Source organism: Flavobacterium sp. KACC 22761 (assembly GCF_034058155.1).
Lineage (GTDB): Bacteria > Bacteroidota > Bacteroidia > Flavobacteriales > Flavobacteriaceae > Flavobacterium.
On record NZ_CP139148.1, the window covers coordinates 3,645,190 to 3,658,772 of the forward strand.

Sequence of the window (13,583 nt, forward strand, 5' to 3'; positions counted from 1 at the left end):
TTACTTGATAAACTTTTCGACATTTGGAATTTGTTCCAATGATTTTGTGTTTTCTTCTAAAATTTTAAGTGCGGCTTCATTTATTTTCTTTGCTGGAATTGTTTTCCATTTTTCTAGATCTTTTTCATAATCGTTTTGAAACAGTTCTCGAGATAAATCCCTTATGACACAATAAGCGGCAATCGAATGTCCATTTTGGCTCTCGTAATTTCCATTATTGATAAAGAATTGTATTCTTTTATACAATCCGTCTTCTGAATAAAGAGCGAGTTCGGTTAATTTTGCCCTGTATTCTAAATCTGCAGAACCAACTCCTTTTAATTTTGGAAACAACTTATAATCAGCAAAATGTCGGCCTTCATGACCAATATAACTAATCCTGAATGTTTCAGATTTTAAATCATAGGCTTTTTTTACACAAAACAGTGCTTCTTGAGTAGCCCATCCTGCAGGATAATAACGTCCTAAAGTGGCATACTCGCTCCATCCTAAAGTGATAAAATCATCCATGAAATAGATTTTGATAGCGGTTTCCTTTCCGTCATAATTGACTTTATAGATTGTATCTTTTTCTGTTTTCCAAACTAATAAATCGTACAAACCACCAGTTTTTCCGAATCCAGTAGTATGATATCCTAAATTTGAAATGTATTTTTTTTGATACACATTTATACTGTCTTCGCTGAAAGTCAGTTTTTGTGCAGAAGGAAGTTTTGTTTTAAGAAAATTGAAGACATTTTTCATAATCAGCGTATCGTTTTTCTTTTCTTTATCTAAGAACGATAAGCGCCAGTAATCGCTGTAGATTTTTAGTAATTCATCTATTTTGGATTTTCGGGTAGCCAGAAAGTCGCTTTTATCTTCTTTAAATTTAAAACGGTTTTCAAAATCGGTTTTAAATTTTAAGTCTTTTTTGGATATTTTTTTGGCAGGATCAATTGCTAATAAAGGCAAAGCCTGCTTAGGATTTCCGTCTAATGCAAGCGAATAAATCTTGGTATAATCCAGTTTTATACTGTCATTTTGAATGGTCTGGGAAGTTATTTTTGAAAATGAAACAAAACTGAAGATAATTAATGTAGCAAATTTTAATGTTCTCATAGTAAAAAGATTAAGTGTATCAGGTTTTTTATCTATAGAGACTTTTTTTTACATTTTGTTACAGTTTCAGTTTATTTATAAGTAATTAGTTCTTAGTAATTAGTTCTTAGTAATTAGTTCTTAGTAATTAGTTCTTAGTAATTAGTTCTTAGTAATTAGTTCTTAGTAATTAGTGTTTTAACTTGTGGTCTCTTTTTTATCTACTTTCCAATAATTTCTTTTCTATGTAAAGTTCCCCATTCGTTTAGGGCTCCAATAACATTATATAAAGTATGGCTATGCTCAGTTCTTGCATATTCAACTGTTGGTGGAAAAGTATCATAAACCGTTCTGGTAACTAGTTTGTTCATTTCTAAATCTTTAAGTTCTTTAGAAAGCATTTTATCTGTTATTCCATTTATATCTTTAGAAATCTCTTTGAATCGTTTTGGTCGGTTTGATAATGCAATCAAAATGGGCAATTTCCATCTGCCACTTAAAACTTCTAACGCGTCTCTTACCGGTAATAATGCTGCAAGACACTCTTCTGGTTCACAACCCATTTCTTTAGTTATTTCGGCTTTTGTTTTCATATGTTTTGTTTTACTATCCTCAATGATAGCGCTATCCTCAAGGATAGTACTATAAAATGTATAGCAAATGTAGATAAGTTTGCATTGTAAACAAATTTATACTAAAAATTATGAGCCAGAAAATTCTAAAAATAATAACAAGTACAAATGGAGAAAATTCATTTAGTACTAAATTGTCAGATGCGATTATCGAGAAATTGGCATTACTAAATCCTGATAGCCAAATACAAACATTGGATTTAACTAAAACACCGTTACCGTATTTGACAGATACTCATATAAGCGCTATTTATGCTCCTGCCGAAACGCATACACCAGAGCAGATTGCCACAATCAAATATTCTGATGAAGCGATAAAAAGCTTGTTGGAATCCGATATTATTGTAATTGGCGTTCCTTTATATAACTTTGGGATTCCCGCAGTTTTAAAAGGATGGATTGACCAAATTGCTAGAGCTGGAAAAACATTTACTTATGGTACCGAAGGGATAATAGGATTAGTAACCAACAAAAAAGTGTATTTGTCAATAGCATCAGGATCTATTTTTTCTGAAGGACCAATGAAAAGCTATGATTTCTCAGAATCGTATTTGCGAACGGTATTTGGCTTTTTAGGAATGACAGATGTTACGACTTTTAGAGTAGAAGGAACTGCAATTTCAGATTTTGCTGCAAATGCATTGCCGAAAGCGTTGTCTTCTGTTGAAGAATTTGCTTTTTAAGAAAATCAAAAAAAAATCTGCCAAATCTGCGAGATCTGCGTGAAAAAAATACTCTCGCAGATCTCGCAGATTTACTAGATTTTTATAAAGTAAACCCGACAGGTTTTTAAAACCTGTCGGGTTTGTCGTTGAAATGTGATTATTAGATAATGTGCCAATTAGAAAATTATAAACATCAATAAATTATCTAATTATCAAATTGCCACATTATCAAATTCTACTTATTCATCGCAATATAATCCGAAGGCGACATAGAAAAATGCTTTTGGAAATTTCTACCAAAACTTGTTTGCGATTTATAGCCAACCATTTCAGCGATTTTAATGAAAGCGCCGTTTCACCTAGAAAAGCCGGAATGATTTCAATTGAATTTAAAGGAGAAAAATTAGTTGCAAACCCAGAGAGCTTTAATTTTTTAAACAAAAATTAAATTTAAAACCTTTATTCAAAAATCATTTTACTTTATTTAGAATAATAGAAATTTCAATGAAGCCTGTTTTATTTTAAAGCAGGCTTTTTTATTGATAGTCATTGTTTTATAAGTTTTGGTTTTACATCTTTCAATTATTCTTATTTAGAATAAATAAAAATAATTTGGAAAAACAAGATTTAGAAAGTACTTTTACCTGCGAATTTAAAACCAGACAAAATGAATAATAACTTAACCATTAAAAAAATCTGTTTTTTTATGTTTTTCTTGGCATCATTGAATTTGATGGCACAAAATCAAAATACAGGAAGAATAACAGGAAAAATATTTTTGAGTGGCAATGTTCCAGCAGAAGGTATTTCTGTTGCACTTAAAGGAACCAAATATAGCGCTGTGACCAATGAAAATGGCCAGTATGACATTCGAAGTATCAAACCAGGCTCTTATACCATTAGTATCCATTCTGTTGGAATTCACGGCACAGAAGATGCAATTGTTGTGACTGCAGGAAAAATAACTACAAAAAACTTTTCGCTTTCTGAAAGCCAGGAAGATCTTGACGAAGTAGTGATTACAAAAAACAAATACAAACAAGACAAACCATCATTGTCTTTGCGTTTGCAAACCCCAGTTTTGGAAATTCCACAAAACGTTCAAATTGTAAGTGGACAGACTTTAAAAGATCAGCAAATTACAAGTATGAGCGATGGAGTTATTCGAAATGTAAGCGGTGCTGTACGTTTGGAACACTGGGGAGATTTGTACACCAATATTACCATGCGAGGTTCTCAAATTCAGGCTTTCCGTAACGGATTTAATGTAGTTTCGTCTTTCTGGGGACCATTAACTGAAGATATGAGTTTTGTAGATCATATTGAATTTGTGAAAGGTCCAGCAGGTTTCATGCTTTCAAGTGGTGATCCAAGCGGACTTTATAATGTTGTGACTAAAAAACCAACCGGAATTACAAAAGGTGAAGTTTCAGTACTTGGCGGAAGCTACGATTTTTACAGAGTGAGTCTTGATCTTGATGGAAAATTAGATAAAAAAGGAAAACTGCTTTACAGATTTAATGGTGCAGCTCAAAAAAAACGTTCTCATCGTCCTTTTGAACATAACGACCGTTACGTAATTGCTCCAGTAATCTCATATCAAGTTGACGACAAAACTAAAATTACAGCTGAATACAATTTTCAATATGCAAATATGACTGAAGTTGGTTCTTACTATGTTTTCGGACCAGCATCTGATGGTTATGCGACTTTGCCTGTTGGATTTACAATGACGCAGCCAGGACTGCCTGATACCAATATTCAGGATCATAGCGGTTACTTACAGTTCGAACATAAATTTGATGACAACTGGAAACTTACGGCACAAACTTCTTATTTTAAATACATTCAACAAGGATATAGCTCATGGCCAAGTTTAGTTGGACCAGCTGGAGTGGATACCGATAATGATAAAATTCTTGATACTTTTATTAATAAAGGAGATGTCATTAGAAATGTTGGTATTTGGGATGCAGAAAGCAATATGTATTTGGGACAAATATTCTTAAATGGGAAATTCAATACAGGATCTGTTAGTCACAAAATTTTAAGTGGAGTAGATTTAGGAAGCAAAGATTATATGGCTGATTGGGGACAATCGCACAATCTTGATACACTTGATAATCCGTTTAATGTTTATAATCCAAATTATGGAACGCCATCTAATGGTTTCCCAGCTTTTGACCACGATACACCATTAAGCCAAAGAGCTGGCGGACTTTATGGTTCAGAATATGCTGCTGGTTATGTTCAGGATGAACTTGGATTCTTTCAAAATAAATTAAGATTGACTCTTGCTGCAAGATATACATGGATTAAGCAGACTAGTAGTTATGATAATCCACAAGAAGATAGTCATATTACACCTCGCGTAGGAGTTAGTTATTCTCTAAATGAAAGCACAGCCTTTTACGGATTATATGATCAGGCTTTTTCACCTCAATCAGGAGTTGTTAGAGATGGACAAGTAAAACCGCTTACAGGAAATAATGTTGAATTTGGAATCAAAAAAGACTGGTTTGACGGTTCTTGGAATACAAGTGTTTCTGTTTATAACATCTTGAAAAAGAATGAACTTACCGCAGATCCTAGAAATACACCAAATGAACAATACAAAATTGTTCTTGGAGAAAAAAGAGCGCAAGGAGTTGAATTTGATGTTAGAGGAAAATTGTTTGATGGTTTGAATCTTATTGCAAATTATGCTTTTACGGAATCTATTGTAAATAAGGTTGATCCATTGGTTTCTGATGCAACAGGAATTGAAAAAGGAGATATTGTTCCCGGTTATGCTAAACATACTGCAAATGCATGGTTAAATTATACTGTTCAAAATGGAAAACTAAAAGGTTTTGGAGCTTCTATTGGTGGAACTTTTCTTGACGGACGCCAAACTGATACGTGGAGCGAGGGTCTTCAAAAATTGCCTTCATACTTTAAGTTAGACGGAGGTCTATCTTATGAAACCGGTAAAGTTAAAGTAACAGCCAACGTATTTAATATCTTAAATAAATATTTATACAGCGGTTCATTTTACAGCTGGCTAAATGCTTACTATTGGCAGACTGAAGCGCCAACAAACTTTAGAGTAGGTGTAACGTATAAATTTTAATTATACGCTTTTTAAAAAGAATTGTTATAAATGAGAAAGCATCCGTTAGTTTTAGCGGATGCTTTTTTTTAAAATTACTAAGATTCTAAGGTTCTAAGTTTAAAAAAAATGCTTTAATCTGTTAAAACTAATTGCCATCAAGAGTAAGGTTTAAGAGGTTCTGGAATTTTATGAATTGCCTCCAGTTTTAACTGGAGGTTCTAAATTAAGATTGGAAAAGGCTTTAGCCAAACATTGTTCGTTTGGCTAAAGCCTTTTCTGTTTCTTTTTGATTCTCATCCAGCTAAAGCTTGACGCAATTCATTTGCTGAGATTAAAAATCTAGTTTTATATTATCCTTTCTTAATTAACGGAATCAATTTTGTTCCGATTAATTCGATGGAATTCATTAATTGTTGATGCGTAAGTCCAGCATTATCCATCTGAAAAGTAAATCGGTCAACACCTCCAAGTGCTTCGCTGTGTCTTAAAATTTTCTCGGCTGCACGTTCAGGACTTCCAACAATCAAAACACCTAAATCATCAATTAAGCCATCAAATTTTCCTTTGGTAACTGGAGGCCAGCCACGTTCGTATCCTAATTTTGTCCAAAGTTCAGCATAACCAGGATAATATTCTTCAATTGCTTTTTCAGTGGTATTTCCAACGAAACCTGGCGAATGCAAACCAACTTTTAATTCTTCGGGTTTGTAACCTGCCGCTTTTCCTGCTTCGCGATACAAATCGATCAACGGGCGAAAACGATGCGTTTGGCCGCCAATGACAGCGACCATTAAAGGTAATCCTAAACTTCCGGCTCTAATAAAAGATTCTGGAGTGCCGCCAACACCAAGCCAAATTGGCATTTTTTCTTGCAATGCTCTCGGATAAACAGGAAGGTTATTTAGCGCGGGACGAAATTTTCCTGACCAAGTCACAAATTCATTATCACGAATTTGAAGCAGTAAATTTAACTTCTCTTTAAAAAGTGCATCATAATCATTCAAATCAAATCCGAAAAGGGGATAAGCTTCAATTGCAGAGCCTCGACCGGCCACAATTTCAGCCCTTCCTTTCGAAATTAAATCTAAAGTCGCAAAACTTTGATAAACTCGTACTGGATCTGCAGCACTTAAAACCGAAACGGCGCTTGATAAACGTATGTTTTTTGTTCGTGCCGCCGCTGCACTCAAAATTACAGCGGTAGCTGAATCTAAAAATTCTTTTTTGTGATGTTCTCCAATTCCGAAAACATCAAGACCAACTTGATCTGCAAGTTCAATTCTCTGGAGCAATTGTTCCATTGCGTCAACACTGCTTAAAGTGTTGTTGTCGCCGTACATTGCCGAAGCAAAACTGTCAATTCCTATTTCCATAAAGCTTTATTTTTAAATTCCAATTACTGAAATCCCAAATCCCAAATTCTAAATTCCAAATTCTAAATCCCAAATTCAAAATTCCAAATTTTCTAATGTGAAAACCCGAATGAAATACTCGTTATAATGATCAAAATAACAATCAATGTAATTGCAACATAGAGATAATCTTTTTCGATAAGAAAAGAAAATAATGATAGCAATACTCTAAAAACTGGTGTCAGAAACAATAATATTATTCCGAAGAAGATTAAAAATTCGCCATTTCCCTTGATTACACCGCGATAAACATCGGCGATTACTTCAAATATATTTCGGTCGTTTTCTTTAAAAACAGAATAATCTTCAATGTCATTTCCGTGATGCAACAAATAAACAATGCCGCCAATAAAAGCTACTGATAGTGAAATCCATACGCCGTATCGCAATAAGTTTCCAACAATAGCTTGAAAGTCTTTTTCTCCAAATTTTTCGTGTTGCATAGCTTTAGATTTTTCCATTTAATCCGTTATAAATCATATTAATTGCAAGTACAAAAATCAAACACGCAAAAAAGATTCTCAATTTTTTAGGATTTGTTCGCACCAATACTTTGGCTCCAGCCATAGCTCCAAAAAGAACTCCAATTACAACCGGCATGCAAATTCCGGGTTCAATGTATCCTTTTTGAATATAAATCACAGAACTCGCCATTGCAGTCACACCCATCATAAAATTGCTGGTTGTAGTCGAAACTTTAAACGGAATTCTCATAATATTATCCATTGCGATCACTTTAAAAGCGCCAGAGCCAATTCCGAGCAAACCCGACATCATTCCTGCAAGTCCCATCATTCCAAAACCGCCTACTACATTTTTAGTACCGTAACTTACGACTTCTCCGTCGTGTGTTGGGTAAGTTCCATTCAATTTTAATTTTTTGGCCAATGGACTAGATTCTAAAACAATATGTTCTTCTTTTTTTCGAAGGGAATTTATTGCTGAGAAAATCAAAGTAAGACCAAATAAAACCGCTATAAATGAAGTAGGAGCAATGGCAGAAAGCAATGCACCACCAACAGCACCAATTGTTGTCGCGATTTCGAGAAAAATCCCTAATCGCATATTGGTAATTCCTTCTTTTACATACGCGGCCGCCGAACCTGAAGAAGTTGCAATTACAGAAACTAATGCAGCTCCAATAGCATAATGAATATCAACTCCTAAAATGACGGTCAAAAGCGGAATAATAATAATACCACCTCCTAAACCTGATAATGAACCAATAAAACCTGCTAAAAAAGCGCCAAGAATCATAATCAGGGTAAACGTAAGTACTGTCATTCGAATAATTTTTATTTTGGCTAATTTACGAATTGATATTTGCCGAAGGAATCTTTATGAGCTTAAAAAATCCTTAAAAATCCGAAAACGTTTTATATTGAAATATAAAATCTTGAGATTTTGTTGAAATAATAAAGCCACAAAAATTAATTTTTGTGGCTTTACAGAAGTTATTTTTTGCGATACAGCGAACCATTCTTTATTGATTTCTTTTCCAATATTCCCTTTTCATGTAATTTTCCAAGAATCATTCGAGCTTCAAAATAAGATTTATTTAAAATCACGGCATATTCTTTTGGCGTCAAAGTAGGGAAAATTTCAAAAAGCCATAATGGATCTTCATTTGGAATGACTTTCTTTTTTGCGTTTGGAAATACTGCCAGTAATGCATTTTCATAATCGGAATATGGTTTTGAACCGTAAACCACAAAACGAGTATCATTTTTGTCGGCAAAAAATAAGGTTGGAAAACCTCTTACGCCAAGTTTTTTTGCATAATCTAAATCTTCCTGAAAAAGTTCCTCGGCATCATCATAATCTGCTTTAAGTTTCCCAATATCAAGTTTTGCTAATTTTGCTGCTTCTTCAATGTTTTGCCATTTCGCAATATTTTTCTTTTCCAGATATAATTTTTCACGAAGTATGCGCATGAAAAGAACTGCTTTTTCTTTGCTCTGCATTTGAGCGCCTTTCATTGCGATACAAGAAGGATAAGAGGAATCCAACGGATCTTCAAGCCAAACATTTCCATCAATCGGCATTTCGTAATGCAAACTTGCTTCATCCCAATGGTGCGCTACGTCTGATGGTTTGCTTATGCCACCGCTGTTATAGCTCCAATCTGGAAGCAAACCGCCCATTCGATAATCAATCTCAAAATAATCGCCATATTCCAGTTTTAGTTTTCGGAGCTGTGGCTCGATTCCCCAACACGAAGAACAAATTGGATCTGTATAATAAACTATTTTGACGGGTTTGATTTCTGTTTTAATCTCGGCAGTTTCATTAGATTTTGTGATAGAAGGCATTTCGCATGTGCCAGTTACGGGATCACATAATAATGGATTCGGATTGTTTTCGGTCATTTTTAAATTCGTTTGCGATTTACAGCATATACTGCAGATCAGGATTAATAGTAACGGCCATTTTTTCATAAAACTGGTTGGAAAGCTCGTGCTCAGTTTTTTAAAATTTTGTACTTTTATAACAAAGTTCGCTAGTGTTTAACCAAAAATCAATTAGTCAAAAAAATATGACTACAGAAAACAAAACTCCAAAAGAAACTGAATGTCCTGCAGCGGGACTTTTAAAAGTATTATCAGGAAAATTTAAACCGCAAATCTTTTTATTAGCTGTCGATGGGCCATTACGTTTCAACGGACTTTTGAGAGACATCAAAGACTCAAACAAACAGTCAATTGCTGTTGCTTTGAGGGAATTGGAAGAACACGGACTTTTGGACAGAAGCGTCATTAAATTAAAACCGCTTCATGTGGAGTATAATTTATCAGAAAAAGGAAAATCTCTAATTCCGATTTTTAGACAATTGGAATTTTTTTCTGAATGATAAAATTAGAGACTCCTATAATTTTTGATATTTTTTGAAAACGTAATTAACAATTAAAAAAATGTGGAGAGTATGAAAAAGCTATTTTTGATTTTACTGTTATTGTTGCAAATTCCTGCTATTTCTGGAAATTATCAGGACGAGCCTTCATCAAAAAAAATTATCGGAACTTGGTATGCTGATTTAAATAGAAACACAAAATGGGTTTTCAATCAGGATGGAAAAGTGTACAATTATGACAAGAATACTTTCAAAGTAATGTATCATTATACCATTTCGAACAGTTGCCAAAATTATTCAGATGATGCGATCGAATATTTAACCTTAATGGATAAAGACGGAGATCAATATTGTTTTAGAATAAATGGAATAAATAAGAATAAAAATGGGATTTTATCGCTTACCAAAATGGATGATATGAAGCCATTAGTATTTGTAAATAACTTAAATATTGTGGTATCTCCTTTTAATTGAGAACATAAAACAGAAAAATCGTATTCGTAAAAGCTTTTTATATTAAACTTTCATTAACAAAAAGAAAGTTTTCATTCGTTTATATTTGTAAGAGACAAATCAATTTTAAAACCTGTTTCTTATGAAAGTAAAGTCATTTTTATGCCTTTTTTTATTAGTTGCTTTATCGACAGTTTCATTTGGCCAAAATGTGAAATTAATTACTGTTGATCAGCTTCAGGAACGAATTAAAAAAGGTAAAGACAGCACTTATGTCGTGAATTTTTGGGCCACTTGGTGCGCACCATGCGTTAAGGAACTTCCTCATTTTGAAAAACTTCAAGCCGATTTTAAATCGGAAAAACTGGCTGTTTTGTTAGTAAGCGTTGATTTTAAATCGAAACTAAATTCGGCCGTAATTCCTTTCGTCAAGCGAAAAAACATGAAAAACGAAGTATTTCTGCTGAATGAAAGCAGTCCTCAGGAATACATTGACCGAATTGATCCTTCATGGTCTGGAAGTATTCCGGCAACCTTATTCATCAAAGACGATAAACGAAAATTTGTTGAAACCGAATTGACATACGAACAACTATTAACTGAATATAAAAAACTGTAAATTATGAAAAAGATTATCATTTTATTAGTATTAACGTTTACGGCTTGGCTTTCTCAGGCACAAACCGCAACGCTTAAACCTGGAGATCCAGCACCAGATTTTAAACTTAAAAATGTGGATAATAAAGACGTTTCTTTTGCAAGTTTTCCTAAAGCAAAAGGATTTATTGTGGTTTTCACGTGCAATACATGTCCGTATGCAGTTGCTTATGAGCAAAGAATCATTGAATTGGATAAAAAATTCAGGCCACAAGGCTATCCGGTAATTGCAATTAACCCCAATGATCCTGAAGCTTCAAAGGCAGATGCTTTCAATAAAATGCAGGATTTAGCAAAAGAGAAAAAATACCCTTTCCCATATTTATTTGATGCTGGACAATTAATTACAGATCAATATGGTGCAAAACATACGCCACATATTTTTATTGTTTCTAAAACTTCAAAAGGAAATGTTATTGAGTACGTTGGTGCGATTGATAATGATCCAGAAGGAACAAAAACAGAAAAAACGAAATACGTCGAAGATGCAATTGCGGCTTTACAAAGCAACAAAAAACCTGCAGTTACTCAAACTAAAGAAATTGGTTGCACGGTAAAAAGAAAAGCGAAAGCTTAATTATTTGAATTTAATTTGTAAAAAAACGTCCCGAATTTCGGGACGTTTTTTGTTTTACAAGCTTTTCAGTTTTTTCATAAACACAGGAAAAACTTCATTTAGCTCATCAAACAAAGGATTTTTGCGGTGTTTCAATTTTATTTCGCTGAATAATTTTAGGCCAATAGCAAATTGCGTTGCCTCAGATGGATCGTCAAACAGGTTTTTGTCTTTCATTTTTTGAATAATGCCAAAAATTTCATCGTGATTAGAAAATTCAATTCCGAGTTCTTTTGCGGGCTTGGTGTCTCCGTTAGCGTATTCTTTTAGACTTAATGTCAAATAATATTTGTTTGATCTTTTTTCCATGGTAATTTTTAATCTAATTTATTTCAACCATTTGTCTACAATGGTTTTAAAAGCTTCTTTGTATTGTTCGCCAACTGTAATTTCAGTTTTTCCAATTAAAATGGAGTTTTTGGTAATCGCACTTATTTTATCCAGCGAAACAATAAAGGAACGGTGAATTCTCATAAATTTTGCAGAAGGCAATTTCTCTTCCAATGCTTTTAAAGAAATCAATGAAAGCACTGTTTTTTGAGAATCATCAAGATGCACTTTTACATAATCTTTCAAACTTTCAATGTACGAAATGTCTTTTAAAGAAATTCTGACCCATTGATATTCTACTTTCAAAAAGATAAATTCATCATCTGTAGTAATCGGATGATATTGATTTGAAGCTTCTTCTGTGATTTGAAGAACTTTATTGGCGGCGCGTAAAAATTCCTCATAACTGAAAGGTTTTAAAAGATAGTCCACTGCATTTACGCGATAACCCTCAATGGCATAATGATTATAAGCCGTCGTGAAAACAATTTTTGGCAAGGAACCGGGTTGTTCTTGCAAAAGTCTGGCTAATTCCATTCCGGTTAAATTCGGCATATTAATGTCTAAGAAAACCAAATCTGGCTGTTTTTCTCTAATCAAACTCATTGCCTCAACTGCATTGTCACAACTAGCGGTTAATTCCAGAAATGGAGTTTGTTCAATAAAAGTTTCCACAAGTTTTAATGCAAGTGGTTCATCGTCAACTGCTATACATTTTAATACTGTCATTGTTCTAAAGTTATTTGCAGTTTTACATTATACATTCCGTTTGGCGCGATTCCGGCTTTTAGGGAATGTTTGTTTGGGTATATTAAATGCAGTCGGCGTTTTGTATTTGTTAAGCCAATGCCACCTTCATTTGTGGTCGAAGATTTTTCGAAATAGGTATTTTCGACTTCAAATTCTAAGTTGTTTCCATTCTGCGTAAGCGTAATATGTATTTCGCTTTTATCAGTAGCATGAATTCCGTGTTTAAAAGCATTTTCAACCAAAGGCAAAAGCAACATTGGAACAATTGGATAATCCTGAATCGTTTCTGGAATATTAGTAGTAATGGTCAGTTTGCTGTTGGCACGAAGTTTCATCAAGGCAATAAAATCTCTCATAAATTCGGCTTCTTTGAGTAAGGTTGTTCTTTCTTCAGTACTATAAAGCAAGTAACGCATCATTCGGCTTAAAGTGTGAAGCGCATTTCTGGAATCTTCAATATTTGAATACGTAAGCGAATAAATGCTATTAAGCGAATTAAAGAAAAAGTGCGGATTTATTTGAGCCTTCAGCATTGCCAACTCAGCCATGGTTTTGTCTTGTTCGAGTTTTTGCTTGTGTTGTGCGGCTTTTTGCCAATATTGCAACATTGACCAGCTGGTGCTGATTCCTAAAACCAAAAGCGTAAGCATTAAGACATAATTGTCAAAATAAGGGCTTTTATATTTTTTGAATCCTATAATCGCACTGATTTTAGCATGTAGATCGGTCTGTGAAGTATAGAGATAGGCAATAAATTGCATGGCAAAAATGGTAAGAAATGCCCAAATCAAAAAAGGTGACGTATTGTCTTTGATAATGGTTTTTGGAACAATGATTTTAGCATTAGAATAAAAAATGAGTATCAAAAGTGTCAGCACAATCATCTGCCAAAGCCAAAATACAGATGGAAGAACCACATTCCAAGTTAAAGGAATGTAAAACAGCATGATAAAACCCAATAATAACCAGCCCAGAATGTGCAGTCCGGTAAATAAATAAGGTCTGTAAATGTTTGATGCCATTATATTTTTTGATTTTTTAAA

Annotated in this window: 16 protein-coding genes; 6 read left to right on the forward strand and 10 right to left on the reverse strand. The window is 33.7% G+C overall.

The window, feature by feature from the left end:
- On the reverse strand, positions 1–1,101 hold the full coding sequence (locus SCB73_RS15835; RefSeq protein ID WP_320567171.1) for a hypothetical protein: 1,101 nt from the start codon (positions 1,099–1,101) through the stop codon (positions 1–3).
- A gap of 200 nt (positions 1,102–1,301) precedes the next feature.
- Complete coding sequence (locus SCB73_RS15840; RefSeq protein WP_320567172.1) at positions 1,302–1,673, reverse strand: winged helix-turn-helix transcriptional regulator; 372 nt, start codon at positions 1,671–1,673, stop codon at positions 1,302–1,304.
- A gap of 110 nt (positions 1,674–1,783) precedes the next feature.
- Between SCB73_RS15840 and SCB73_RS15845 the strand changes: the two genes are divergently transcribed.
- On the forward strand, positions 1,784–2,395 hold the full coding sequence (locus tag SCB73_RS15845; protein ID WP_320567173.1) for an FMN-dependent NADH-azoreductase: 612 nt from the start codon (positions 1,784–1,786) through the stop codon (positions 2,393–2,395).
- A gap of 217 nt (positions 2,396–2,612) precedes the next feature.
- Here the strand turns inward: SCB73_RS15845 and SCB73_RS21235 are convergent, their stop codons facing one another.
- Positions 2,613–2,705 carry a hypothetical protein gene (locus SCB73_RS21235; protein ID WP_413927819.1) on the reverse strand — a complete coding sequence of 31 codons (93 nt, stop codon included), beginning with the start codon at positions 2,703–2,705 and terminating at the stop codon, positions 2,613–2,615.
- Positions 2,706–3,044: 339 nt separating this feature from the next.
- On the opposite strand from SCB73_RS21235, the gene SCB73_RS15855 reads away from it, so the two are divergent.
- Positions 3,045–5,489 carry a TonB-dependent receptor gene (locus SCB73_RS15855; protein ID WP_320567175.1) on the forward strand — a complete coding sequence of 815 codons (2,445 nt, stop codon included), beginning with the start codon at positions 3,045–3,047 and terminating at the stop codon, positions 5,487–5,489.
- Between the two features lie 332 nt (positions 5,490–5,821).
- Here the strand turns inward: SCB73_RS15855 and SCB73_RS15860 are convergent, their stop codons facing one another.
- The 4 genes from SCB73_RS15860 to SCB73_RS15875 all read right to left on the reverse strand — a co-directional run bounded on the left by SCB73_RS15860 (position 5,822) and on the right by SCB73_RS15875 (position 9,252).
- Positions 5,822–6,844, reverse strand: coding sequence for an LLM class flavin-dependent oxidoreductase (locus SCB73_RS15860; RefSeq protein WP_320567176.1), 1,023 nt, complete (start codon positions 6,842–6,844; stop codon positions 5,822–5,824).
- 92 nt (positions 6,845–6,936) lie between these two features.
- Positions 6,937–7,344, reverse strand: a complete 408-nt coding sequence (locus tag SCB73_RS15865; protein ID WP_320567177.1) for a DUF1634 domain-containing protein — start codon at positions 7,342–7,344, stop codon at positions 6,937–6,939.
- Positions 7,331–8,167, reverse strand: coding sequence for a sulfite exporter TauE/SafE family protein (locus SCB73_RS15870; protein WP_320567178.1), 837 nt, complete (start codon positions 8,165–8,167; stop codon positions 7,331–7,333). Before SCB73_RS15870 ends, SCB73_RS15865 begins: the two co-directional genes overlap by 14 nt.
- A 170-nt stretch (positions 8,168–8,337) precedes the next feature.
- On the reverse strand, positions 8,338–9,252 hold the full coding sequence (locus SCB73_RS15875; RefSeq protein WP_320567179.1) for a DsbA family protein: 915 nt from the start codon (positions 9,250–9,252) through the stop codon (positions 8,338–8,340).
- 167 nt (positions 9,253–9,419) lie between these two features.
- Here SCB73_RS15875 and SCB73_RS15880 point away from each other — a divergent pair, with 167 nt between their 5' ends.
- The 4 genes from SCB73_RS15880 to SCB73_RS15895 all read left to right on the forward strand — a co-directional run bounded on the left by SCB73_RS15880 (position 9,420) and on the right by SCB73_RS15895 (position 11,421).
- Positions 9,420–9,734 carry a winged helix-turn-helix transcriptional regulator gene (locus SCB73_RS15880; protein ID WP_320567180.1) on the forward strand — a complete coding sequence of 105 codons (315 nt, stop codon included), beginning with the start codon at positions 9,420–9,422 and terminating at the stop codon, positions 9,732–9,734.
- A 72-nt stretch (positions 9,735–9,806) separates the two neighbouring features.
- Complete coding sequence (locus SCB73_RS15885) at positions 9,807–10,208, forward strand: hypothetical protein (RefSeq protein WP_320567181.1); 402 nt, start codon at positions 9,807–9,809, stop codon at positions 10,206–10,208.
- Positions 10,209–10,329: 121 nt separating this feature from the next.
- Positions 10,330–10,806, forward strand: a complete 477-nt coding sequence (locus tag SCB73_RS15890) for a TlpA disulfide reductase family protein (RefSeq protein ID WP_320567182.1) — start codon at positions 10,330–10,332, stop codon at positions 10,804–10,806.
- A 3-nt stretch (positions 10,807–10,809) separates the two neighbouring features.
- Positions 10,810–11,421: a thioredoxin family protein gene (locus tag SCB73_RS15895; RefSeq protein WP_320567183.1), complete on the forward strand. Its 612-nt coding sequence runs from the start codon at positions 10,810–10,812 to the stop codon at positions 11,419–11,421.
- Positions 11,422–11,475: 54 nt separating this feature from the next.
- On the opposite strand, the gene SCB73_RS15900 is transcribed toward SCB73_RS15895, so the two are convergent.
- Genes SCB73_RS15900 through SCB73_RS15910 form a run of 3 tightly spaced genes read right to left on the reverse strand, consistent with a single transcriptional unit; the run spans position 11,476 to position 13,562 of the window.
- Positions 11,476–11,769, reverse strand: a complete 294-nt coding sequence (locus SCB73_RS15900) for a DUF3861 domain-containing protein (RefSeq protein WP_320567184.1) — start codon at positions 11,767–11,769, stop codon at positions 11,476–11,478.
- 18 nt (positions 11,770–11,787) lie between these two features.
- Positions 11,788–12,519 (reverse strand): LytR/AlgR family response regulator transcription factor, encoded by a 732-nt coding sequence (locus SCB73_RS15905; RefSeq protein ID WP_320567185.1) that lies wholly within the window; start codon positions 12,517–12,519, stop codon positions 11,788–11,790.
- Positions 12,516–13,562 (reverse strand): sensor histidine kinase, encoded by a 1,047-nt coding sequence (locus SCB73_RS15910; protein ID WP_320567186.1) that lies wholly within the window; start codon positions 13,560–13,562, stop codon positions 12,516–12,518. Before SCB73_RS15910 ends, SCB73_RS15905 begins: the two co-directional genes overlap by 4 nt.
- Positions 13,563–13,583 lie beyond the last annotated feature (21 nt).